The 22,930-nt window shown below is 72.5% G+C and carries 19 protein-coding genes and 1 pseudogene; 9 read left to right on the top strand and 11 right to left on the bottom strand.

Annotation, left to right across the window (positions count from 1 at the left end):
* Position 1: 1 nt before the first annotated feature.
* Entirely contained in the window at positions 2–649 is a 648-nt protein-coding gene (locus ACN20G_RS06285) for a TetR/AcrR family transcriptional regulator (protein ID WP_424211729.1), read from the bottom strand.
* Between the two features lie 285 nt (positions 650–934).
* Between ACN20G_RS06285 and ACN20G_RS06280 the strand changes: the two genes are divergently transcribed.
* From ACN20G_RS06280 to ACN20G_RS06265, 4 genes are all read left to right on the top strand, one after another.
* Positions 935–1,900, top strand: coding sequence for a tetratricopeptide repeat protein (locus ACN20G_RS06280; protein WP_424211728.1), 966 nt, complete (start codon positions 935–937; stop codon positions 1,898–1,900).
* Positions 1,901–2,486: 586 nt separating this feature from the next.
* The gene (locus tag ACN20G_RS06275; protein ID WP_424211727.1) at positions 2,487–3,140 is read left to right on the top strand and encodes a DUF6230 family protein; all 654 of its coding nucleotides are present in this window, start codon (positions 2,487–2,489) and stop codon (positions 3,138–3,140) included.
* Positions 3,141–3,276: 136 nt separating this feature from the next.
* Entirely contained in the window at positions 3,277–3,981 is a 705-nt protein-coding gene (locus ACN20G_RS06270) for a DUF6114 domain-containing protein (RefSeq protein WP_424211726.1), read from the top strand.
* A complete protein-coding gene (locus ACN20G_RS06265; RefSeq protein WP_424211725.1) occupies positions 3,971–5,365 on the top strand; it encodes a hypothetical protein in 1,395 nt (464 codons plus the stop codon). The genes ACN20G_RS06270 and ACN20G_RS06265 overlap by 11 nt, the downstream gene beginning before the upstream one ends.
* A gap of 99 nt (positions 5,366–5,464) precedes the next feature.
* Here the strand turns inward: ACN20G_RS06265 and pyk are convergent, their stop codons facing one another.
* The 3 genes from pyk to pta all read right to left on the bottom strand — a co-directional run bounded on the left by pyk (position 5,465) and on the right by pta (position 10,393).
* Positions 5,465–6,898 (bottom strand): pyruvate kinase, encoded by a 1,434-nt coding sequence (gene pyk, locus ACN20G_RS06260; RefSeq protein ID WP_424211724.1) that lies wholly within the window; start codon positions 6,896–6,898, stop codon positions 5,465–5,467.
* Between the two features lie 62 nt (positions 6,899–6,960).
* The gene (locus ACN20G_RS06255) at positions 6,961–8,178 is read right to left on the bottom strand and encodes an acetate kinase (protein ID WP_424211723.1); all 1,218 of its coding nucleotides are present in this window, start codon (positions 8,176–8,178) and stop codon (positions 6,961–6,963) included.
* Between the two features lie 121 nt (positions 8,179–8,299).
* Complete coding sequence (pta, locus tag ACN20G_RS06250; RefSeq protein WP_424211722.1) at positions 8,300–10,393, bottom strand: phosphate acetyltransferase; 2,094 nt, start codon at positions 10,391–10,393, stop codon at positions 8,300–8,302.
* A 487-nt stretch (positions 10,394–10,880) separates the two neighbouring features.
* Here pta and ACN20G_RS06245 point away from each other — a divergent pair, with 487 nt between their 5' ends.
* A complete protein-coding gene (locus ACN20G_RS06245) occupies positions 10,881–11,906 on the top strand; it encodes an ATP-dependent 6-phosphofructokinase (RefSeq protein ID WP_424211721.1) in 1,026 nt (341 codons plus the stop codon).
* Positions 11,907–12,172: 266 nt separating this feature from the next.
* Here ACN20G_RS06245 and ACN20G_RS06240 read toward each other — a convergent pair whose 3' ends face one another.
* On the bottom strand, positions 12,173–12,856 hold the full coding sequence (locus tag ACN20G_RS06240; RefSeq protein WP_424211720.1) for a helix-turn-helix domain-containing protein: 684 nt from the start codon (positions 12,854–12,856) through the stop codon (positions 12,173–12,175).
* Between the two features lie 406 nt (positions 12,857–13,262).
* On the opposite strand from ACN20G_RS06240, the pseudogene ACN20G_RS06235 reads away from it, so the two are divergent.
* Together ACN20G_RS06235 and ACN20G_RS06230 are read left to right on the top strand one after the other, a co-directional pair.
* Positions 13,263–13,649: pseudogene (locus tag ACN20G_RS06235) on the top strand (MerR family transcriptional regulator); the annotation flags it as partial.
* A 128-nt stretch (positions 13,650–13,777) separates the two neighbouring features.
* Entirely contained in the window at positions 13,778–14,110 is a 333-nt protein-coding gene (locus ACN20G_RS06230) for a thioredoxin family protein (RefSeq protein WP_424211719.1), read from the top strand.
* 31 nt (positions 14,111–14,141) lie between these two features.
* Here ACN20G_RS06230 and ACN20G_RS06225 read toward each other — a convergent pair whose 3' ends face one another.
* The 4 genes from ACN20G_RS06225 to ACN20G_RS06210 all read right to left on the bottom strand — a co-directional run bounded on the left by ACN20G_RS06225 (position 14,142) and on the right by ACN20G_RS06210 (position 18,128).
* Positions 14,142–15,392: an ABC transporter permease gene (locus tag ACN20G_RS06225; RefSeq protein WP_424211718.1), complete on the bottom strand. Its 1,251-nt coding sequence runs from the start codon at positions 15,390–15,392 to the stop codon at positions 14,142–14,144.
* Positions 15,389–16,060, bottom strand: a complete 672-nt coding sequence (locus tag ACN20G_RS06220) for an ABC transporter ATP-binding protein (protein ID WP_424211717.1) — start codon at positions 16,058–16,060, stop codon at positions 15,389–15,391. Before ACN20G_RS06220 ends, ACN20G_RS06225 begins: the two co-directional genes overlap by 4 nt.
* Before the next feature lie 110 nt (positions 16,061–16,170).
* Positions 16,171–17,814, bottom strand: a complete 1,644-nt coding sequence (locus tag ACN20G_RS06215) for a peptidoglycan-binding protein (RefSeq protein WP_424211716.1) — start codon at positions 17,812–17,814, stop codon at positions 16,171–16,173.
* Positions 17,811–18,128 carry a hypothetical protein gene (locus ACN20G_RS06210; protein ID WP_424211715.1) on the bottom strand — a complete coding sequence of 106 codons (318 nt, stop codon included), beginning with the start codon at positions 18,126–18,128 and terminating at the stop codon, positions 17,811–17,813. The genes ACN20G_RS06215 and ACN20G_RS06210 overlap by 4 nt, the downstream gene beginning before the upstream one ends.
* Positions 18,129–18,534: 406 nt before the next feature.
* Between ACN20G_RS06210 and ACN20G_RS06205 the strand changes: the two genes are divergently transcribed.
* Both ACN20G_RS06205 and ACN20G_RS06200 read left to right on the top strand, forming a co-directional pair.
* The gene (locus ACN20G_RS06205) at positions 18,535–18,930 is read left to right on the top strand and encodes a hypothetical protein (protein WP_424211714.1); all 396 of its coding nucleotides are present in this window, start codon (positions 18,535–18,537) and stop codon (positions 18,928–18,930) included.
* Positions 18,931–19,043: 113 nt separating this feature from the next.
* On the top strand, positions 19,044–19,994 hold the full coding sequence (locus ACN20G_RS06200; RefSeq protein WP_424211713.1) for a hypothetical protein: 951 nt from the start codon (positions 19,044–19,046) through the stop codon (positions 19,992–19,994).
* Between the two features lie 42 nt (positions 19,995–20,036).
* Here ACN20G_RS06200 and ACN20G_RS06195 read toward each other — a convergent pair whose 3' ends face one another.
* A complete protein-coding gene (locus ACN20G_RS06195) occupies positions 20,037–20,339 on the bottom strand; it encodes a LuxR C-terminal-related transcriptional regulator (RefSeq protein WP_424211712.1) in 303 nt (100 codons plus the stop codon).
* Between the two features lie 250 nt (positions 20,340–20,589).
* Positions 20,590–22,929, bottom strand: coding sequence for a 1,4-alpha-glucan branching enzyme (glgB, locus tag ACN20G_RS06190; protein WP_424211711.1), 2,340 nt, complete (start codon positions 22,927–22,929; stop codon positions 20,590–20,592).
* Position 22,930: the final 1 nt, after the last annotated feature.

Genomic DNA, 22,930 nt, shown 5'->3' with positions numbered 1-22,930 from the left:
GTCAGGGGGTGTCGGCGGCGGCCCCGCGCAGCCCGTGCATCAACAGGGCGGTGAAGGCCGCGACCCACTCGGCGTCCACGGACTCCGCGCTGACCAGCGCCCGGTGCACGACGGTGCCGGCGATCACGTCGAAGATCAGGTCGGTGGTCCGGGCCGCGAGGGCGGCGTCCGATTCGGCGGGCAGTTCCCCCCGGGCCTGGGCCCGTTCCCGCCCCAGTACCACGAGGCGTTTCTGACGGTCCACGATGGCCGTCCGGATCCGGTCCCGCAGGGCCTCGTCCCGGGTGGACTCGGCCACCACCGCCATCAGCGCGGTGCGCGCCTCGGGTCGGCGCAGCAGGGCCGCGAAGCTGAGCACGACGAATTCGACGTCGCCCTCCAGGGAGCCCCGGTCGGGCAGCTCCAGGCTGTCGAAGAGCTCCGCGACGGCGTCCACGACCAGCTCGTTCTTGCCCGCCCAGCGTCGGTACAGGGTGGTCTTGGCGACCCCGGCGCGGGCCGAGACGTCGCCCATGGTCAACTTGGACCACCCCAGTTCCACCAGCGCCTCGCGGGTCGCGGCCAGGATCGCGGCATCGGCGGCGGCGCTGCGCGGGCGCCCGAGGCGCCCGGCGCCGCCCTGGTCGGCAGGAGGGCGGGACGGGGACATGGCGGTGACCATACCCGTCGGTAGCCTCGCGGGCGCCGGGGCTCGCGCTGTGGTTCAGATCACGCCGGAGGGCCCGGACCGTCGACGCCGGCGGGAGTTACGCTACGGCTCGTAGCGTAAGAGCCGACCCGGTCGGCCCCGCGCGACAACCACACAGGCGCCGGGTGGGGACCGGGCGCCGACTTTTCGGATGGACGTCCGGCGCCGCGCTCGTCGCGGTGGTCCCGGCGGGCCATCTTGACATCGGTGGCCCGCCGCCGTGCGCACTCGGGGGAGGATGTACGCATGCAGCCCAGAAACATGTCCATGAGCGGCGTCGTCGACCTCGCCGCGGTGAAGGCGGCCGGCGAGGCCAAGGCCAAGGCGGAGCAGGCCCGTGTCGAGGCCGCCCGGTCCGGCGGACCGGCCGGGGTGCCGGCCTCCGCGCTCGTCGTCGACGTAGACGAGGCGAACTTCGAGGGCACGGTGCTCCGGCTCTCCTCGCAGGTGCCGGTGGTCATCGACTTCCGTTCCGAACGGTCCGAGGCGAGCGTGCGCCTCGGCGTCCTGCTGGAGCGGCTCGCGGTCGAGGCCGCCGGGCGCTTCGTGCTGGCCCGGGTCGACGTCGAGGCCAACATGGGCCTCGCCCAGCAGTTCGGCCTCCAGGCCCTGCCCTCGGTGTTCGCGGTCGTGGCCGGCCAGGCCCTGCCGCTCTTCCAGGACCTCCCGCCCGAGGACCAGATCCGCGACGTGCTGGCCCAGCTCGTCCAGATCGCCGAGGAGCGCTACGGGCTCACCGGCCTGGTCGTGGACGAGGCCGCGGGCGCCGAGGCCCCGCAGGAGCCCGCCGCGGGCCCGTACGACCACCTGCTGGACGCCGCCGCCGAGGCCCTGGACAACGAGGACCTCGACGGCGCGATCGCCGCGTACCGCGAGGTGCTGGCGCTCGACGCCAAGCACCCCGAGGCCCTGCTCGGCCTGGCCCAGGCCGAACTGCACGCCAAGGTGCGGGCGATGGACCCGGCCGCCGTGCGCGCCGCCGCCGCGGAGAACCCCAAGGACCCGGCCGCGCAGATCGCCGTCGCCGAGCTGGACCTGGCCGGCGGGCACGTCGAGGACGCCTTCGGGCGGCTCGTGGACACGATCCGCGTGGTCTTCGGGGACGACCGGGACACGGTGCGGGTGCGCCTGCTGGAGCTCTTCGAGGTGCTGGGCGCCGACCACCCGGCGGTGGGCCCGGCCCGCACCGCGCTGGCCCGCGTGCTCTTCTGAGCCCCGCGTTCCGCACCGTCGTGACGGGCGGGGCGATTTGTTGACACGGTGACCAACAGCGGCCGCGCTTTGCCAAATCTTGGCAATCGCGGCCGCTGTTACTCGTAGTAAGTCACGCTCCCCGAACTGCCGGGGGGCTCCTGTTTGCTCCCCATATGTCGTGGCCATGGGCGCCACCGTGCGTCGCCGCCCCGCCCCCCTCCGGCGTACCGCCGACACCCGACCGTTACCCGCCGGTAACGAACCCCCTTGTGCGGGCGCCGGGAATGGACCACGATCGGCGACGCTCGGTCCTTCCCCCTCGCGCCGCACCCCGACGCGGGGCCCGGAAGGGTCCCCACCGGGCAGGTCCGGTGGGCATGACACCGGACCTCACGGACAGGGGGGTACCCGCCGGATCCGGCGGGTCCTGTCCTTCGGGTCGTGCGAAGGCGCGGCCCCGTGGTTGTCGCTCGGGGGTGATCGCCGGTGGTGCGGACGCGGTTCACGCCGACATCTCCTGCACTCCTTCCCGAGGACTCGCAACTCCCATCCCAGGACGGGCTGCGCCCGGACCGGATGTACGTCCGAGAAGGAGGAGCAACACATGAAATCCCAGGTTCGCGGCGGTACGAGATGGAAGCGCTTCGCCGTCGTCATGGTCCCCTCGATCGCGGCCACGGCCGCCGTGGGCGTCGGCCTCGCGCAGGGCGCGCTCGCCGCGTCCTTCAGCGTCTCGGGCCAGGACTTCAAGGTCCGGGCCGACTCCCTGGTCGGTGAGAACCTGATCCAGTACGGCGGCGTCGCGCACGGCAACAACCTGGAGACCGGCAAGAAGGAGGACCACCCGGTCACCATCTCCGGCTTCAGCAAGGCCACCATCACCAACATGTGCCAGTCGCTGGTCACCCCGGTGCCGGGCATCGGCCCGATCACGCTCCAACTGCGCACCGGCACCGACCCGAAGAACCCGGCCGTCGCCACGAACATCTACCTGGACGTGGCCGAACTCGACGCCGACGCCTACTTCGAGAAGCTCGACATCGGCGTCGCGGCCGGCGACAAGTCGCACGTCACCCCGGCCCAACCGGGCACCCTGGCCAGCCCGTTCGCGTTCTCGCAGCGCGCCGAGAAGGCCACGCTCACCAAGGTGCGGCAGAAGGCATGGGCCACCACGGCCGGCACCTTCACCCTGCCGGACCTCAAGCTGCGGCTCGTCCCCGGTGACAAGCCCTGCTACGAGGACAGCGAAGTCAAGTAGCCGTCAGGCGACCGCACCGGGGCCGCGCGGGCGGCCGACGGCCGGCCAGACCGGCGGACGACGGGTCGTCCGCGCGGTTCCCGAGTGCGCCGAGCGTAGTTCTCCGTACCACCCGTACCTCAGGGAGCTGTTGTCGATGACCCGCCAGGCCCCGGCCCCGGTCCGCACCTCCGCGGACGACCACTGGCTCACCGCGGTGTACTACGCGATCCACACCTGGACCGGCAAGAGGCCGTTCTGGGCGGGGGTGTTCACGCTGTGCGCCGGGGTGCCGATCGCCTACCTTCCGTACGCCGACCTGCGCCTGGGCAACATCAGCATCGCCATGGCCACCACCGGCGGGGCGGGCGCCCTGATCATCGGCGTGCTGCTGATGACCCTCGGCATCGCCCTCTGGTTCCAGCAGGGCATCCGGGTCTTCGCCGGGGTCGCCACCATCCTGCTCGGCCTGGTCTCGCTGCCGGTGTCCAACCTCGGCGGCTTCGGCGTCGGCCTCATGCTGTCCCTGATCGGCGGCTCGCTGGCCCTGTCCTGGGCCCCCGGCACCCCGCCGGTCGAAGCGGCCGAGCCCGGGGCGCAGCCCGCGGACGCCGTGCCCGCGCCGGTCCCGGCCGGGGCGTACGCGCCCCCCGCGACGCAGCCGCTGCCCGGGGCCTACGCGCCCCCGCAGGGGCAGCCGGCGCCCGGACCCGGATACGGCGTCGACCCCGGCGCGAACACCTCGGTGCTGCCCCCGCAGCGGGGCACCGTGCCGCTGGAGAAGCACCCGTGGGCCCCGGAGGGCCACCGCACGACCGAGACGACCGGACACGCCGACGGCGGGAGGAACAGTGCGGGGTGACGAGGCGCGACCGGGCGAGGAGCCCGGGGCGCGGTCCCGTGAGAAGAAGAAGGCGCCGCGCCACGCGGCGCCCCGGAAATCACTGCTGACCAAGTTCAACCTGCCCGTCGGCAAGACCATGGCGCTCGCGGCGATGCCGACGGCCGTCCTGGTCGGCATGGGCCTGGCACCGAACCCGGCGGCGGCCGACGAGCACGACATCCCGTTCCTGCCCGGACCCTGCGTGACCCGCTCGGACGGGCCCTCGCCCTCGGCCTCCGGCTCCGGTTCGCCCTCGGGTTCGCCGTCGGGTTCGCCCTCGGCGTCCGCGAGCGGATCGGCGAAGCCCTCGCCCTCGGCCTCCGGTTCCTCCTCCGCCCCGGCCCCCGGCCCCTCGGGCTCGGCCTCGCCCTCGGCGAGCGCGAAGCCCGGCACGAAGCCGAGCACGAAGCCGGGCGGCGGAACCGGAACCGGCGGCGGCCCGTCCGCGCCGGCCGCGAAGCCCTCCGCCAAGCCCTCCGCGAAGCCCTCCGCCTCGACGAGCCGGGACCCGCTGGACCCGTTGGGCGTCGGGGACCGGATCAAGGAGTTCTTCGACGAGCTGGGCAACGTCCGGCCCGGGAAGACCCCGCCGCCGGGGATGACCCCGCCCGCGCCGAGGCCCTCCGGCTCCGCCTCGGCCAAGCCCACCCCCGGCAAACCCGCGCCCACCGCGAGCACCGGGACCGGCACGGGCCCGGTCACGCCGAAGCCCCGGCCCAGCGCCCCCGTCGATCCGCGCGAGCAGGCCATCCGGGACGCCGCCAAGGCCGCCGGCGTGGACCCCGAGGACCTGTCCGACGAGGTGAAGGACACCGTCACCACGCCCAAGGACGAGACCGACGGCGAGAACGGCACGGCCACCGAGGGCAAGCAGCCCTTCCCGTGCGCCACCCCCGACCCCGAGGCCCTCGCCAACGCCAAGCTCGACGCCGCCGCCCCGCTGCTGCCCGACGAGCCCTGGTACCTGTCGAGTTCCTGGCTGACCCTGTCCGGGCTGGACTACGAGGGCATCGTGGAGGTGCGCACCGCCGGCGGCAAGACGAAGAAGGTCCTGAAGTTCACGGCGGACTCCCTGGACATCAAGGACCTCTACCAGACGGTCGGCACGGGGGACCGGGTCGCGCACCTGAAATCCCGTCCCGGATCCACCTCGAAGATCCGCGACGGCAAGGTGACGATGTACACCGAGAGCCTCAAGGGCAAGATCTTCGGGCTGCTGCCGATCGAGTTCACCCCGGGCACCCCGCCCCCGTTGAACGTGCCCTGGGTCTTCTTCACCGACGTGAAGGTGGTGCAGGCCGGGCAGTTCGGCGGCAACCTGACCGTGCCGGGGCTGCGCAACTACATCGGCCCCGCCGAGTAGCGCCGGCGCCCGACCCCGCACGCGAGAACGGCCGAAGGCCCGGCTCCCGAGATCGCTCTCGGGGGTCCGGGCCTTCGGCCGTCGTTCCCGCTGCCCGGATCAGGCAGAGGTCGCGCCGCCACCGAGGTGGTGGACGCGCACCATGTTGGTGGTGCCGGGGACGCCGGGGGGCGAACCGGCGGTGATGATCATGGCGTCGCCCGCGTTGTAGCGCTTGAGCTTCAGCAGCTCGGCGTCGACCAGCTCGACCATCTCGTCGGTGTTGTCCACGTGCGCCACGACGTAGGTCTCCACGCCCCAGCTCAGCGCGAGCTGGTTGCGGGTGGCCGGGTCGGTGGTGAACGCCAGGATGGGCTGGCAGGCGCGGTAGCGCGACAGACGACGGGCGGTGTCACCGGACTTGGTGAACGCGACCAGGGACTTCGCGTCCAGGAAGTCCGCGATCTCGCACGCGGCACGGGCCACGGCGCCGCCCTGGGTGCGCGGCTTCTTGCCCGGGACCAGGGGCTGGAGGCCCTTGGAGAGCAGCTCCTCCTCGGCCGCCGCGACGATCTTCGACATCGTCTTGACGGTCTCGATCGGGTACGCGCCGACCGAGGACTCGGCCGACAGCATGACCGCGTCGGCGCCGTCGAGGATGGCGTTGGCCACGTCGGACGCCTCGGCGCGGGTCGGCCGCGAGTTGGTGATCATCGACTCCATCATCTGGGTGGCGACGATGACCGGCTTGGCGTTGCGGCGGCACATCTCGATGAGGCGCTTCTGCACCATCGGGACCTTTTCGAGGGGGTACTCGACCGCGAGGTCGCCGCGGGCCACCATGACGCCGTCGAAGGCGTCGACGACGGCCTCCATGTTGGCGACGGCCTGCGGCTTCTCCACCTTGGCGATGACGGGGACGCGGCGGCCCTCCTCGTCCATCACCTTGTGGACGTCCTTGACGTCGTTGGCGTCGCGGACGAAGGACAGGGCGACCAGGTCGCAGCCCATGCGGAGCGCGAAGCGGAGGTCCTCGACGTCCTTCTCGGACAGGGCCGGGACGTTCACCGCGGCGCCGGGCAGGTTGATGCCCTTGTGGTCCGAGATGACACCGCCCTCGATCACGATGGTCTTGACCCGGGGGCCCTCGACCTCGGTGACGCGGAGCTCGACGTTGCCGTCGTTGATCAGGATCTGGTCGCCCTTGGACACGTCGCCCGGGAGACCCTTGTAGGTGGTGCCACAGATGGACTTGTCGCCCGGGACGTCCTCGGCGGTGATGGTGAACTCGTCACCGCGCACCAGCTCGACGGGGCCCTCGGCGAAGGTCTCGAGGCGGATCTTGGGGCCCTGGAGGTCGGCCAGGACGCCCACGGCACGCCCGGTGTCCTCGGCGGCCTTGCGGACGCGGTGGTACCGCTCCTCGTGCTCGGCGTGGGATCCGTGGCTCATGTTGAATCGGGCCACGTTCATGCCTGCTTCGATGAGAGCTTTCAGCTGCTCATACGAGTCGACGGCGGGGCCCAGCGTGCAGACGATTTTGGAACGGCGCATGGAGCGGATCCTATCGGTTTGTTTCGTAGCGGAATATTCCGTCTGGTGGAATGTCCAAGTGACTACTGGGTAACCAGTGCGTACGCCTGGCCGGCGATCTCCAGTTCCTCGTCGGTGGGGACCACCGCCACGGCGACCCGGGCGTACTCCGCCGAGATCAGCCGCGGCTCGGGGGAGCGGACCGCGTTGGCGGCGGGGTCGAGCGCCAGGCCCAACTCCTCCAGCCCCGCGATGGCCGCCGTGCGCACGTCGGCGGCGTTCTCGCCGACCCCGGCGGTGAACGCGACCGCGTCCACCTTGCCCAGGACCGCCGAGTAGGCGCCGATGTACTTCTTCAGGCGGTGGATGTACGTCTCGAACGCCACCGCGGCCTTGGTGTCGCCCTCGCCGGCCCGGCGGAGCACCTCGCGCATGTCGTTGTCGCCGCACAGACCCAGCAGACCGCTCTTCTTGTTCAGCAGCGAGTCGATCTCGTCGATGGACAGGCCGCCCACCCGGGCCAGGTGGAAGATCACGGCCGGGTCCAGGTCACCCGAGCGGGTGCCCATGACCAGGCCCTCCAGCGGGGTCAGGCCCATGGAGGTGTCCACGCACACGCCGCCCTTGACGGCCGAGGCCGAGGCGCCGTTGCCCAGGTGCAGGACGATCACGTTCACGTCCTCGGGCGCCTTGCCGAGCAGTGCGGCGGTGGCCCGGGAGACGTAGGCGTGGGAGGTTCCGTGGAAGCCGTAGCGCCGGACGGAGTACCGGTCGGCGATCTCGGTGTCCACGGCGTAACGGGCCGCGTGCTCCGGCATCGTGGAGTGGAACGCGGTGTCGAACACGGCCACCTGCGGGAGGTCCGCGCGCAGCGCGCGGGCCACCTCGATGCCGGTGACGTTCGCCGGGTTGTGCAGCGGGGCCAGCGGGATCAGGTCGCGGACGGCGTCGAGGACCTCGTCGGTGATCACGGTGGGCTCGGTGAACTTCGTCCCGCCGTGCACGACGCGGTGGCCCACGGCGGCCAGCTCGGGGGAGTCCAGGCCCATGCCGTCGGCGGCCAGTTCGGCGGCCACGGCCTTCAGGGCGGCCTCGTGGTCCGCGATCGGGCCGACCTGCTCGCGCTTGCCCGGGTTCGGGCCGGTCAGCGCCTCGTGCACGAGCCGCGAGGTCTCCTCGCCGATCCGCTCGACCAGACCCACGGCCAGCCGGGAGGAGTCGGCCATGTCGAGGAGCTGGTACTTCACCGACGAGGAGCCGGAGTTGAGGACGAGGACTCGGGTGGCGGGCGTTGCGGTCACGGTGCGGGATTCCTTCGGTGGGGGAGGAGGGTCGGGGCGGGGCGGCGGGGTCGAACCGCCGCACCGCGGGGGCGGGCGGGGGACGCGGGCGCCCGGGGTCCTCGGGGCGCCCGCGTCGGCCTCACGCCCGCGGGGTGGGGGACTGGCCCTGCTGCTGGGCCTGGATCGCGGTGATCGCGACCGTGGTCACGATGTCCTGCACGAGGGCGCCGCGCGAGAGGTCGTTGACCGGCTTGCGCAGACCCTGGAGCACCGGGCCGACGGCCACGGCGCCGGCCGAACGCTGCACGGCCTTGTAGGTGTTGTTGCCCGTGTTCAGGTCGGGGAAGATCAGCACGGTCGCGCGGCCCGCCACGTCCGAACCCGGCAGCTTGGTCGCGGCCACCGAGGGCTCCACGGCCGCGTCGTACTGGATCGGACCCTCGATGAGCAGGTCGGGGCGCTGCTCGCGGACCAGCTCGGTGGCCTTGCGGACCTTGTCCACGTCGGCGCCGGTGCCCGAGGTGCCGGTGGAGTACGAGAGCATCGCGATCCGCGGCTCCACGCCGAACGCGGCGGCGGTCGCGGCGGACTGCACGGCGATGTCGGCCAACTGCTCGGCGTTCGGGTCCGGGTTGACGGCGCAGTCGCCGTAGACGAGGACCTTCTCGGCCAGGCACATGAAGAACACGGAGGAGACGATGGACGCCTCCGGCTTGGTCTTGATGATCTCGAAGGCGGGGCGGATGGTCGCGGCGGTGGAGTGCACCGAACCGGAGACCATGCCGTCGGCCAGGCCCTCCTGGACCATCAGGGTGCCGAAGTAGTTCACGTCGGTGACCACGTCGTTGGCGAGCTCCACCGTCATGCCCTTGTGCGCGCGGGCCTTGGCGTAGTACTCGGCGAAACGTTCCCGCAGCGGGGAGGTCAGCGGGTCCACGATGTCCGCGCCGGAGATGTCGATGCCCAGGTCGGCGGCCTTCTTCACGACGGCCTGCTCGTCGCCCAGCAGCGTCAGGTCACAGACCCCGCGCCGCAGCACCACGTCGGCCGCGCGCAGCACCCGCTCCTCGGTGCCCTCGGGCAGCACCACGCGGCGCCGGTCGGCCCGCGCCTGCTCCAGCAGCATGTGCTCGAACATCATCGGGGTGACGCGCTCGGAACGGGCCACCGAGATCAGGTCCCGCAGCTCGACGGTGTCCACGTGCCGCTCGAACAGGCCCAGGGCCGTCTCCAGCTTGCGCGGGGTCGCCGAGTTCAGCCGGCTCTGGAGCGAGAACAGCTCGGCGGCGGTCGGGAAGCTGTTGCCCGGCACCGACACCACCGGGGTGCCCGGGGCCAGCTTCGAGGCCAGCGTCAGGATGTCCGGGCCCGGGCGCTCGCCCAGGGTCAGCAGCACGCCCGCGATCGGCGGGGTGCCCGAGGTGTGCGCGGCCAGGGCGCCCACCACGAGGTCCGAGCGGTCGCCGGGGGCCACCACCAGGCAGCCCGGGGTCAGGGCCTTGAGGAAGTTCGGGAGCATCGCCCCGCCGAACACGAAGTCCAGCGCGTCACGCGCCAGGCCCGCCTCGTCGCCGAGCAGCACCTCGGCGCCCAGCGCGCGGGCGATCTGCGCCACGGTCGGCGCGGACAGCGACTTGTCGTCGGGCAGCACGTAGCAGGGCACGGGCAGCCGGGCCGCCAGCCGCTCCGCTATGACCTCGCGCTCCTCCTGCGCGACCCGGTTGACCACCATGGCCACCACGTGGCAGCCCAGCGAGGTGTAGGCGCGGTAGGCGTTGCGGGTCTCGGCGCGCACGGCCTCGGCCCCGGCCTTCGAACCGCCGACCACGGGCACCACGACGGCGCCCAGCTCGTTGGCGATCCGCGCGTTGAGGGCCAGCTCGTCGGGGAGGTTGGTGTCGGCGTAGTCCGTGCCGAGCACGAGCATCACGTCGAAGTCGCGGGCGGCGCGGTGGTAGCGGTCCACGAGCCGGGACACCAGCTCGTCGGTGCCCTTCTCGGCCAGGATCACCGAGGCTTCGCCGTACTCCATGCCGTAGGCCGTCGAGGCGTCCTGGTCCAGCCGGTAGCGGGCCTTCAGCAGGTCGAACAGCCGGTCCGGGCCGTCGTGCAGGAGCGGACGGTACACGCCCACCCGGCCGGTCTGGCGGGTCAGCAGCTCCATGAGACCCAGCTCGATGACCTGCCGGCCGTCCCCTCGCTCGATACCGGTCACGTACACGCTGCGCGTCACGCGTGCTCTCCGTCCATGTTCGCCGTCTGCGGTGTGGTCTCTGCGTCCCGGGCCCGGTGGCCCGGGCTCCGGTGGTGGTGCGCGGTCAGCGACGTCGGCGGAACCGCGAACGGTTCCGACGCCTTCGATGATCCGTCGAACGCCGTCCCCCGGCATGCCGACACGGCCGCGGGGGGCGGGGCAGGCCCGGACCGATCGCGCCGCCTCGGCGGGCCGGCGGCGGATCGGAGCTGTCGAAATAACCGGATAGTGTGGGCTTGCCCCCTTGACAATACCCTTGTGGCTGGATAGTGCGCCCGCCGGGAAAATGACCCGTTCGGCAGGGTCGAAAGACCCTGGGGCTCACTGCCACGAAGCGCGGGGGCCACGCATCGCGTGGAACAATCGGGCGGGGCGAAGCCACACGCCCTTCATCTGGAAGACCCTGTACGGCCCCGCGCCCGCACGCGCTCGGCCCCGTACGACCAGGATCAGGAGACACAGCACGATGCGTATCGGAGTTCTCACCGCAGGCGGCGACTGCCCGGGCCTGAACGCTGTCATCCGGTCCGTCGTGCACCGCGCGGTGGTCGGTCACGGCGACGAGGTCATCGGTTTCGAGGACGGCTTCAAGGGCCTCCTCGACGGCGCCTACCGCCCCCTGGACATCAACTCGGTCAGCGGCATCCTCGCCCGCGGCGGCACCATCCTCGGCTCGGCCCGCATGGAGCGCGCCCGCCTGAAGGAGGCCACCGACAACTGCGCCGAGCTGCAGAAGCGCTACGGCCTCGACGCCCTCATCCCGATCGGCGGCGAGGGCACCCTGACCGCCGCCCGGATGCTGTCGGACGCCGGGATGCCGGTGGTCGGCGTGCCGAAGACCATTGACAACGACATCTCCTCCACCGACCGCACCTTCGGCTTCGACACCGCCGTCGGCGTGGCCACCGAGGCCATCGACCGCCTCAAGACCACCGCCGAGTCGCACCAGCGCGTCATGGTCGTCGAGGTCATGGGCCGGCACGCGGGCTGGATCGCCCTGGAGTCCGGCATGGCCGGCGGCGCCCACGGCATCTGCCTGCCCGAGCGCCCCTTCGAGGTCGACGGCCTGGTCAAGATGGTCGAGGAGCGCTTCGCGCGCGGCAAGAAGTTCGCGGTCATCTGCGTCGCCGAGGGCGCGCACCCGGCCGAGGGCGCCATGCCGTACGAGAAGGGCGAGATCGACCAGTACGGTCACGAGCGCTTCACCGGCATCGGCACCCGCCTGGCCACCGAGCTGGAGCGGCGCCTGGGCAAGGAGGCCCGCCCGGTCATCCTCGGCCACGTGCAGCGCGGCGGCACCCCGACCGCGTACGACCGCGTGCTCGCGACCCGCTTCGGCTGGCACGCCGTCGAGGCCGTGCACCGCGGCGACTTCGGGCACATGACCGCCCTGCGCGGCACCGACATCGTCATGGCCCCCCTGGCCGAGGCCGTCACCGAACTGAAGACGGTCCCCGAGGACCGCATGTACGAGGCCGAGTCCGTCTTCTAGGACGAAACTTTGCGGAAGCGTTCCGCGCGGCCGACCCCCGCGCGGACCTTCGCCCCGGACCCCCGGGGCGAACGCCTCCGATCTCGTGCCGAACGGCCCCGATCCCACCCGCTCGACGGGCAGGACCGGGGCCGTTCGTGTTCCCGGGACGGGGGAGGCGGTGCGCGACGGACCGTCGACGCCGCACGCGCACCGCACCGCCCGGGACCCGACGCCGTCCCGTCGGGGGCCTTGGGGGCTCTGGGGGCTTGGGGGGCCGGGCGGGCTCAGCCGAGGCTCTGGGCCAGGGCCCAGAAGTGCGGCACGACCGAATCCAGGTACTCCCGCCCGGCGTCGCCCGTGCCGGCCCGGGTCTCGGTGTTGCCCCAACTCAGGGTGGCGACCATGGTCGACTGGTAGTCGTTGTGCATCCGCTCCAGCACCCGTTCCACGTGTTGCTTGGGCAGCGTCACCAGCTTGGTCACGGGTTTCACGTACCCCTGCCAGCGGGTGGAGACGGCGCTGCGCAGGGCCTCGGCCAGCTCCTCGCCCCGACCGGTGGCCGCGACGAACCGCGGCAGGTCGAGCCCGAGGGTGGAGGCGAGGGCGACGGACTGCCGCTCGTTGCCCTTCCAGCGGCCCGAGTCCTCCATCTTCTGGTACGAGGAGGTGTCCAGCCCGATCCGGCGGGCCAAGTCGTCCGCGCTGAGCCCCCGGGCCACCCGGTGCTCACGCAGGGTCACGGGCTCGGCGAGCAACTCGGCGGGCGAACACCACAGCACCCCGGCGAGCGCGGTCAGCTCCGCCTGCGTGGGCGAAATCTCGCCACGTTCCCATGCCATGACCGTCTCCGGCGCGACGAGCAGGCCGTACTGCGCGTTCAGGCCGTACGCCACGTGACCGGGAGCCATGCCCAGGGCCGCGCGGAGGCGTCGCGCGGCGGGGGCGTTGAAGGGTGGGCTGGAGTGCACGAGGCACACCGTAGAAGCGCACAGGGTTCGGCGACTACGGGTTGTTCGAACCAAGTCACAACTCGTAGGAACATCCGACGGACTGTTGCCCTTTGGGTCACTGTCCCCGAGAACGTCCGGTAATCGGAGATCCGTTCAACACCCCTGATCAGAGGGGCAGTAGGGATCGTTTTCGGCCGGCGGAGCCACCCGCACCACCGTAGTGGATCTCGGCGCGGATCGAACCCCTCCGTGCGCGGATCCGTGCAGCGAAGAGGCCGGGCCCTCACCCACGGGGGGCGCGAGGGCCCGGCCGCCCCTCCCCGACCCCCGCCACAGCCCGTCGCGCCCGTCGCACACGGTGACCGCGGACGCGGCCCGCCGGGGGCTTTCCTTCACGTCGAGGGCAAGGTCTAGCGTCGGGGTCATGCGGATCGGCGAACTGGCCCGACGGGCGAACACCACCACCAGAACCCTGCGGCACTACGAGGAACTCGGACTGCTCGTCGCGGGGCGGTCCGCCAACGGCTACCGCCGCTACGAGGAATCGGACCTGACGCTCCTGCGGCAGATCCGCACCCTCCAGGACCTCGGGTTCGAGCTGGAGGAGACCCGCCCGTTCCTCGACTGCCTGCGGGCCGGACACCCCAGCGGCGCCTCCTGCCCCGACTCGCTCGCCGCCCACCGCCGCAAGCTCGCCGACATGGACGAGCTGATCGGCCGGCTCGTCGACGCCCGCGAGACCGTGGCCCGACAGCTCGCCGAGGCCGAGGCCCTGCGCGGGGCGGTGGCCGTGCCGGCCTGCGAGTTCGGCGTGCGCTCCGGCCTGTCCGGGCCGTTCACCGACCGAACCGCCGCGCCCATACCCGTACCCGTACCGACCGCCACCGCCACCGCCACCGCCACCGCCACCGCACCCGAGCACCCGAGGGGGACCCGCCCGTGACCACCGTGCGCACCGTGACCGACGAGAGCTTCGCCGCCGAGGTCGAGAACACGCCCGACCCCAGACCCGTGCTCGTGGAGTTCGGCGCGCCCTGGTGCCCGCCCTGCCGGCAACTGCGGCCCGTGCTCGCCGCCCTCGCCGTCGAGGAGGCCGACCGGCTGCGGGTGGTCGAGATCGACAACGACACCGACCCGGCCGCCGCGATCCACTACGGGGTGATGGCCGTGCCCACCCTGATGCTGTTCAGGGCCGGGCAACCCGTCGCGACCTGGGTCGGCGGCCGCACCAAACGCCGACTCCTGGCCGACCTCGAAGAGCACCTGCGGTAACCCGCGCCCGACCCCGCCCGACCCCGCCCGGTCACCGGCGCAGGGCCTCCGCCGGTTGCACGCGCGCCGCCCGCCACGCCGGGTACAGGCCCGCGAGCACCCCCGTCACCAGCCCGATCAACGGGGCCGAGACCACCGTCAGCGGATGCAGCACCGGCGTCCACTCCCGGGCCAGTGCCACGCCCACCACCGTGAGCGTCCCCAGCGAGGTGCCCACCAGGCCGCCCAGCGCCCCCAACGCGCCCGACTCCGCCAGGAACTGCGAGGTGATGTGTCGGCCGCGCGCGCCCAGCGCGCGGCGCAGGCCGATCTCGCCCGTGCGCTCCAACACCGCCACCAGCGTCGTGTTCGCGATGCCGACGGCCCCGATGATCAGGCAGATCCCGGCGAGGACCAGGAACAACTGGTCGAGGTCCGAGGTCACCGAACCGCGCAGCGCGCGCGGGTCCGGCGGCGGTACGGCCTTCAGGTACTCCGGGTGGTCCGGCCGCATGGCCGTCGGGGCGAGTTCGGCCACCTGCCGCGCCGCCCCGATGTCCGTCGCGATCAACATGCTCGTCGTCCCGGCCGACTTCGGCTCTCCCCAGATCTCCAGCGCCGTCGTGCGCGGCACCATCACGGCCAGCAGCAGTTCCGACTTGCGGCGGACGTCCGAGATCACCCCCACCACGGTGAAGGGTTCGCCCCCGATGAACACCGCCGGCTGGGTCTCCAGGGTCGTGATCCCGAGCCGCGTCGCCACCGCCTCCCCGAGTACCGCCACCCGCTGCCGGGTCTTCTCGTGGTACCCGTCGTACAACCGGCCCGCCGTCAGCTCCGGCACCGCCGCCCGCAGCGCGCCCGGGGACGCGCCGAGCACCGTCGTGCGTTCGCCCGCCGCGCCGCCACCGCCCACGGGCGCCGCGCGCACCCCGCCGGAGTCCTCGTCCAACCGCACCTCGTGCACGACGCCCGCGTCGCGCACACCGTTCAGCCGGCCGACGCGCGCGTCCGCGTCGGCCGGGAACCCCGGTCCGGCGAACGGGCTTTGTTCCTGTGCCACGTCCGTGACCGTCACCTCCGTCGCCGACAGCACGCTGAACCTGCCGTCGATCTGCGACGAGGTCGTCGCCGTCAGCCCGAGCACGGCCACGAAGGTGCCCACGCCCAACACCGTGCCCAGCGCCGTCAACGCCGACCGGGCCGGCCGCTGCAACACCCCCGCCAGGGCCTCGGCCAGGGTGTCCCGCACGGTGATCCGCGAGGGCTCGATCCGGTGCCGCTCGATCCGGTGCCGCCTCATGGCCTGACCTCCTCGCGCAGTACGCCGTCGCGGATCGCGACGGTCCGGCCGCCCCGTGCGGCGACCTCCGGGTCGTGGGTGATGACGAGCACGGTCATGCCGTCCGCGTGCAACTCGTCGAGGAGGGTGAGCACGGTCTCCGCGTTGACGGTGTCGAGATTGCCCGTGGGCTCGTCGCACAGCAGCAGCGACGGTCGTGCCACCAGGGCCCGGGCGATCGCGACCCGTTGGCGTTCGCCGCCCGACAGGCGTGAGGGCAACGCGTCCACCCGGTGTCCCAGGCCCACCCGGGTCAGGGCCTCCCGGGCCCGCGTCGGCCGCCGCCCGCGCGGCACCCCGTTGTAGAACATCGCCAGGGCCACGTTCTCCCACGCCGAACGGTGCGGCAGCAGATGGAAGGACTGGAACACGAACCCGATCCGCCGCCCGCGCAGCGCCGTCCGGTCCCGATCGCCGAGCGCCCCCGTGTCGATCCCGTCGAGGAGGTAGCGGCCCTCGGTGGGCGCGTCGAGCAGGCCGGCGATGTTCAGGAACGTGGACTTGCCCGACCCGGAGGGGCCGATCACCGTCACGAACTCCCCGCGCCCCACCCGCAGGTCGCAGGGCCTGAACGCGGCCACCGGCGGCGGTCCGGGATAGGTCAGCCCCGCGCCCCGGAACTCGATCACGGGCGTGCCCGCGTCCGATGCCGGGGGCGTCGGGCACGGAAGCGGGGCATCGGCCTCCGCTGCGAAGCGGCCGGGACGGCGGCCACGCGGCCGGGGCAGCCACGCCCGGCTCACGGTGCGCCCCCGCCCGGACCACCGGAGTCCTTCTTGCCGGCCACTCCCGGATTGACGCCCGTCACCACGGAGTCCCCCTCCTTGAGGGAGCCGGACGCGGTGGGGCGTACTTCCACGAAGCCGTCCCCCGTCGTGCCCGGCCGCACCTCGACGCGGCGCTGTGTGCCCGCGCCGTCCACGACGGTCACCGAGGTCCGCCCGTCCGCGCCGGCCGACACCGCCGAGACGGGCACGACGAGCGCGTTGCCGTCCGTGGCGGCGGCCTCCACCGTCAGGCGGACGTCCTGCCCGATCAGCTTCGGATCCAGGGCCGCGAGCGGCTTGACGACCATCTCGTACCCGGCCGGACCGCCCTGGGGCGCGCTCCCCTGCCCCTCGCTCTCCCGACCCTGCCCCTCGGTACCGGAGCCGGCCCGGGGCGGGACCTGCGGGGTGTCCGCCACCGACAACACCTCGGCCGGCGCGGTGATCCCGCTGACCTCGCTGAGGATCTCCACCTTCCGGCCGGGCCGCACCAGACCCTTCTGGTGTTCCTGGAGCTGCCCGCGCACGATCGGTGCGCCCGCCGACAGGGACATGGCCACCCCGGTCGCGGGGGAGCCCGGCCGGACCGCCACCGAGTCGGCACGCGCAGGGAACGACTCCAGGAACACGACCTCACCCGCCGGCAGCATCGGCCCGGCCGCCGCGCGCGCCTCGGCGAGACGCTGCCGGGCCTTGGCGAGGTCCTCCCGGGCCCGGGCCAACTGCCGTACGCCGTCACCGGAGCCGGAGGCTCCGCCCACGGACTTGCCCCCGCCGGCGCCCCCGGCCGTGGTTCCCGCCCCCGTCCCCGCCCCCGTCCCGGAACTCGCACCGGAGCCCGCGGCGGGGGCGGGACGGTTCGCCGTACGGACGTCCTCCACGGTCCGTTCGGCCGCCGTGACCGCGTCCTCGGCGGCCTCCACGGCCTCGCCGCCGTCGGCCACGGCCGGTTTCGGGTCGTACCCGATCCCCCGGTAGAACGCCGTGAGCGCCGCCTTCGTCCCGGCGCCGAAGGTGCCGGCCGTGTCGGAGCCCGTGCCGTGCCCGAGCCCGGCCAGGGCCTTCTGGAGCTGCTTCACGTCGTTCCCCGTGGCCCCGGGCTTCAAGTCCCGGTACACGGGCACGCCGCCGGGCAGCGCGACCAGCGGCCGGCCCGACACCTCCATCAGCACCAGGCCCGCCGTGATCCGGTCGCCCGCCCGCACGCCGACCTTCGTCACCACCGGAGCCGCCCCGCCCTCGCCGGCGCCGGCCATCGGGGTGACCTGCACGGACTGAGCGGAAGAGACCGTTCCGCGCACGATGACGGTGTCCCGCAGCACCCGCCGTTCCACCCGCGCCACCAGCACGTCCATCGGCGGCGGCCCGGTCTCGGCGGCGACCTGGGCCGGGGACTTCACGACCAACGTCGCCCCGAACCCGGCCCCGCCGAGTACCACGGCCCCCACGACCACGACGGCGACCCACTTGCGCCGCCGCGACAGGCCCCCGCCGGCCGCACTCCCGCCGTCCCCGTCGTCGTCCGCGCCGTTCCCCCCGTCCCTCGGGGTTCGGGAGGGGATCACGGGGAGGATCGCGGTGCCGTCGTCGCCGTCTCCCCCGGTGTTCGAGCTCATGCCGATGGGCTCGGTGCCGCGCCGCCCTGTCCGCCCTGCCGGCACGCCGCTCCGGCGCGGCGGGCCTCCGGGCTCTCCTTCAGGTTCAGCCGCTCCAGGCCGAGGTGTTCCGCGGTGCGCGGATCGGGCTCCGGGAACGCGGACACCCCGTTGCGCCGCATGCAGGCGGTCAGTGCCCGGGCCTCGGACAGTTGTGCCTCGGTGGCCTGGGGGATCGAGCGTCGGCTCTCGCACGCCTTTTCGGCGTTCTTGATTGTGTCGACGGGGTTCTTCGTGGTGTCCGGGATGGAGATGCCGCTGCCGGTCTGTTCCATGACCAGGCCCTGCTCGCCGAGACACTTGAAGAAATCGGCCTGTTGTGGAGCCGGTTCTTTCTTCCCGTCGGCCGAGCCGGGAGAGACGGCGGGGGCGGCCTGGGACGGGGCGCCGGCGGAACCCGAACCGGAATCGGACCCCGAACATCCGGCCAGGAGAAACAGGGTCGCCGACACGGTGGGGACGAGTGCGAGTCGGAAAGTCGCCAAACGCATGAGGGGCCTCCTGGGGCAGCGTGGTCATGGGCACCCTAAGGGTGTGGGGGGTGCTGTGAGACCTGTTCTCCGGGACAGTTGTGGATCATGGCAATCGCGTGATCCACTGCGGACCTGTTCGGTTCGGGGTTTCGAAAAAGATCGACCGAAAACCTTTGGTCGAAAAACCTTCCCGAGGGGGGAATCTTCAATGAGATCTCGCAAGGTGTTACGTGCGATCGCCGCGGCCGGCATCGCGCTCGGGGCCGTCCTGGCCTCGACGGGCACGGCCTCGGCGGCGGAGAAGGACGGCTGGCTCACCAGCGGTGAGCTGGGTCTGTTCTGCAACTCGAACCAGAGCAGCTCGGTCTTCGACCTGTACTACGGGGACTTCGACTTCTCGGACGACTACTTCAAGGGCTCGCAGAGCTGCGCGGGCCAGAAGGTGAACGACAACACGGCGTCCTACGCCAACAGGGACGCCTACGACTGGACGGTCCACACCGACTGGAAGGGCAACGGCCAGATCAAGTACCTGACCTCCGGGGCGGCCGGGAACCTCACCGGCGAGTTCAAGAACTCGATCTCCTCGGCCTACATCGCGTAGCGAGGCGCCTCGCCACGCCGTCCCGCGCAGGGACGCGGTGGTCCCGCCCGCGAGTGCCGGGCGGGACCACCGGGATCCCGCGGCCCGCCCTCGTCCCGCTCGGAGTCGTGTCCATGCCCTCAGTCCGTTCCGCCCCTTCCGCCGTGACGGTCTCCGCGCTCCTGCTGGGGCTGGTGCTGTCCGGCTGCGCGAAGGCGGAGGCTCCCGCCGACCCGGAGCCGCCGATCGGGCAGGTCCCCGTTCTCCTGGAGAGCCGGGACCTGGAGTATCCGATCGCCGCCTACCTCCCGACCCTCGGACAGCGCGGCAGCCTGGCGGCGGCCCAGGACGTCCTGATCGACCAGTGCGCGCGCCGGTGGGGCTTCCGCTACGAGTTCCGCCGGAAGGTGAACCCGCGGGCGAAGTGGGACAACGGCCGGCGGTACGGAATCAGCGACCCCGTGCTCGCGGGGCGGCTGGGCTATGAGAACCCCGGGGACACCGGGCAGGCCAAGCCCCCGCCGGCTCCGGTGGGGCCCAACGAGAAGCTCGTGCTGTACGGCAAGGAGGTCGACCCCTCCGTGCGGACCCCCGAGAGCCAGGAAGAGGCCGAGACCTCCGACGTGGCCACGGTGGTGGTCGGGGGCAAGAAGGTGCCGGCGGGCGGGTGCCTGCGCGAGTCGGCGCTCAAGCTGCACTCCCCGAAGAAGACCACGATCGCCGACATGGACGTCCAGGCGTTCGACGGGGACGCCTACGCCAGGGCGCGGCAGGACAGCCGGGTGGTGGGGGTGATCAAGGAGTGGAGTGCCTGCATGAAGGAGGCCGGCCACGAGATGGCCAACCCGCTGGACCGTCCGCCGGGCGTCGAGGACGCCGCGGCCGGAGGGCCGCGGGCCATCGCGATCGCCAAGCGGGACATCGCCTGCAAGCGGCGGACGAACCTGGTCGGGATCTGGTACACGGTCGAAGTCGCCTACCAGAAGCGGCTGATCGACCAGAACGCCGAGCTGTTGGACCAGGCCAAGCGGGAGTTGGAGGAGCGTCTCCGGTACGCCTCGACCCTGGTCGCCCAGGGCGCTTGACCCGACCGGGCCGGGGGCGACCCGCTCCGGCCGGCGTTGTCGTCAGCTCGACCTCGGATCCGGCGCGCACCCCGGCCCGCGCGCCATGACGTGGTGGCAGACGGCGAGCACGGAGACCCGAATGCGGGAGAGGCCGCCGAGTTTGGCGCGCAGGTTGGCGACGTGGAATTTCACGGTCCGCTCGGCCATGCCCAGATGTCTCGCGATCTGCTCGTTCGAGGGGTCGTGGGCGAGGTATTCGAATACCTCTCGTTCGCGCTCCGTCAGATCCGGTATCAACGCGAGTCCGTCGGCGATCCAGCGGATCAGCGGGTCGGTGACGTCGTAGGGTGGTAATTCGCACAATGGTGCGCACGGTGCGGCGCGCGGTGTTTCGTGTGCGGGAATCATTTGTTCCGTCTCCCCCGGCGGTCCGGCAAAGGGCGAGTATAGGTGGCCGGTGGTCTCGCGGTGTCGGCATTTTTGCGACAAGTTCACGAGGTCCGCGTGACGGAATCGAATGATCATGTGCCTGATCGAATTCACTGCCGAGTTCAAGGAAGCGGGCCGCGCTCCCGGTGGGGAGGGCGGCCCGCGGCGTGTGTTCGGTGGGGTGTTACGGGGTGAGCCAGAGGGTGGCCATCGGGGGGAGGGTGAGGCGCAGGCTGTGGGCGCGGCCCTGGGCCGGGGTGGGGTCGGGGGTCAGGGCCCGGTCGTTGCGCACGCCGCTGCCGCCGAAGGCCGGGGCGTCGGTGTTGAGGGCCTCGTGCCAGCGGTCCACGCCCTCGGGGACGCCGAGCCGGTAGTCGTGCCGGACCACGGGGGAGAAGTTGCAGACCGCGAGCAGCGGGGTGCCGTCCTGGGCGTACCGCAGGAACGCGAAGACGTTGTCCTCCGCCGCGTCCCCCTCGACCCACGCGAAGCCCTCCGGGACGGTGTCCCGTTCCCACAGCGCGGGGGTGGCGGCGTAGATCCGGTTGAGCTCGCCGACCAGGTCGCGCACGCCCCGGTGGTCGGCCTCGGCCTCGTAGCTGGGGTCGAGCAGCCACCAGTCCGGGCCGTGGGCCTCGGACCATTCGGCGCCCTGCGCGAACTCCTGCCCCATGAAGAGGAGTTGCTTGCCGGGGTGGGCCCACATGTAGCCGAGGTAGGCGCGGTGGCAGGCGCGTTGCTGCCACCAGTCGCCGGGCATCTTGGAGACCAGGGCGCCCTTGCCGTGCACCACCTCGTCGTGGGAGATCGGCAGCACGTAGTTCTCGCTGTACGCGTAGACCATGCCGAAGGTCATGTCGTTGTGGTGGTACTTGCGGTGGACGGGCTCCTTGGAGACGTACCGCAGGGTGTCGTGCATCCAGCCCATGTTCCACTTCAGGCCGAAGCCCAGGCCGCCCTGGTCGGTGGGGCGGGTCACGCCGGGCCAGGCGGTGGACTCCTCGGCGATGGTGACGACGCCGGGGCAGGTGCGGTAGACGGTCGCGTTCATCTCCTGGAGGAAGGCGACGGCGTCGAGGTTCTCGCGCCCGCCGTGCTCGTTGGGCACCCACTCGCCGTCCTCGCGCGAGTAGTCCAGGTAGAGCATGGAGGCGACGGCGTCCACGCGCAGCCCGTCCACGTGGAACTCGCGGCACCAGTAGACGGCGTTGGCGACGAGGAAGTTGCGGACCTCGCGGCGGCCGTAGTCGAACTCCAGGGTGCCCCAGTCGGGGTGGGCGGAGCGGCGCGGGTCCTCGTGCTCGTACAGGGGTCGGCCGTCGAACTCGGCCAGGGCCCATTCGTCGCGCGGGAAGTGGGCGGGCACCCAGTCGACGATGACGCCGATGCCGGCCCGGTGCAGGCTGTCGATCAGGTACCGGAAGTCGTCGGGGGTGCCCAGGCGCGAGGTGGGGGCGTAGAAGCCGGTGACCTGGTAGCCCCACGAGGGGCCGTAGGGGTGCTCGGCCGGGGGCATGAACTCGACGTGGGTGAAGCCCAGGTCGCGCACGTAGCCGGGGAGCTGGGCGGCGAGCTGCCGGTAGTCGAGGCCGGGGCGCCAGGAGGCGAGGTGCAGTTCGTAGACGGAGAACGGGGCCTGGTGCGGGGCGAGCCGGCCGCGTCGGGCCATCCACTCCTGGTCGGTCCACGCGTGCCGGCTGACGGTGACGACGGAGGCGGTCGCGGGCGGCACCTCGGTCCGCCGGGCCATCGGGTCGGCGCGCTGGCCGAGCCGGCCGTCGGGCCGGTGGATCTCGTACTTGTACAGGGCGCCCTCGCCGACGCCGGGCACGAAGAGTTCCCACACGCCGGTGGATCCGAGGGAGCGCATGGGGTGGGCGACGGTGTCCCAGAGGGAGAAGTCGCCGGTGAGGCGGACGCCGCGGGCGTTGGGGGCCCAGACGGCGAAGCGGGTGCCGGTGACGCCCTGGTGCTCCATGACGTGGCTGCCGAGGACCGTCCACAGTTCCTCGTGCCGGCCCTCGCCGATCAGGTGCAGGTCGAGTTCGCCGAGGGTGGGCAGGAAGCGGTACGGGTCGTCGATCTCGATCTCGTCGGACTCGTAGCCGACGAGGAGGCGGTAGTCGGGCAGGGTGCGCAGTTGGAGCAGGCCCGAGAAGAGGCCGTCGCCGTCGTCGTGGAGTTCGGCGCGCAGGCCCTTGGCGATGACGGTGACGGAGCGGGCGTGCGGGCGCAGGGCGCGGAAGGCGATGCCGCCGCGCAGGGCGTGGGCGCCGAGGAGGGAGTGCGGGTCGTGGTGCCGGCCTTCGAGGAGGCGGGCGCGGTCCTCGGCGGGGAGCGCGGGCGCGAGCCGGACTCCGTGCGGCGGGGCGGCCTTGCGTGCCCGGGGGGTCCGAGCGGGGGCGCGGGGGGCCGGGGCCGGAGCGGGAGGTTCCGTTCGTGGTCCGGTGCGCGGGGTGCTCGGGGCGGGGGCGGCGGTGGCCTCGTCGCTGACGGTGGTGGACGGCGGTCGGGCGGCGCTCACG

This window comes from Streptomyces dryopteridis (assembly GCF_049606955.1).
In the GTDB taxonomy this organism is placed as follows: domain Bacteria; phylum Actinomycetota; class Actinomycetes; order Streptomycetales; family Streptomycetaceae; genus Streptomyces.
This window is presented reverse-complemented; position numbering and strand designations above follow the sequence as displayed.

Bases quoted from the DNA above. Each gene is read 5' to 3' on its own strand.
- ACN20G_RS06205 (WP_424211714.1), top strand. From the start codon at position 18,535: ATGAGATCTCGCAAGGTGTTACGTGCGATCGCCGCGGCCGGCATCGCG.
- ACN20G_RS06210 (WP_424211715.1), bottom strand. From the start codon at position 18,128: ATGGAACAGACCGGCAGCGGCATCTCCATCCCGGACACCACGAAGAAC.
- ACN20G_RS06280 (WP_424211728.1), top strand. From the start codon at position 935: ATGCAGCCCAGAAACATGTCCATGAGCGGCGTCGTCGACCTCGCCGCG.
- ACN20G_RS06245 (WP_424211721.1), top strand. From the start codon at position 10,881: ATGCGTATCGGAGTTCTCACCGCAGGCGGCGACTGCCCGGGCCTGAAC.
- pyk (WP_424211724.1), bottom strand. From the start codon at position 6,898: ATGCGCCGTTCCAAAATCGTCTGCACGCTGGGCCCCGCCGTCGACTCG.
- ACN20G_RS06285 (WP_424211729.1), bottom strand. From the start codon at position 649: ATGTCCCCGTCCCGCCCTCCTGCCGACCAGGGCGGCGCCGGGCGCCTC.
- ACN20G_RS06270 (WP_424211726.1), top strand. From the start codon at position 3,277: ATGACCCGCCAGGCCCCGGCCCCGGTCCGCACCTCCGCGGACGACCAC.
- ACN20G_RS06200 (WP_424211713.1), top strand. From the start codon at position 19,044: ATGCCCTCAGTCCGTTCCGCCCCTTCCGCCGTGACGGTCTCCGCGCTC.
- ACN20G_RS06225 (WP_424211718.1), bottom strand. From the start codon at position 15,392: ATGAGGCGGCACCGGATCGAGCGGCACCGGATCGAGCCCTCGCGGATC.
- ACN20G_RS06275 (WP_424211727.1), top strand. From the start codon at position 2,487: ATGAAATCCCAGGTTCGCGGCGGTACGAGATGGAAGCGCTTCGCCGTC.
- ACN20G_RS06215 (WP_424211716.1), bottom strand. From the start codon at position 17,814: ATGAGCTCGAACACCGGGGGAGACGGCGACGACGGCACCGCGATCCTC.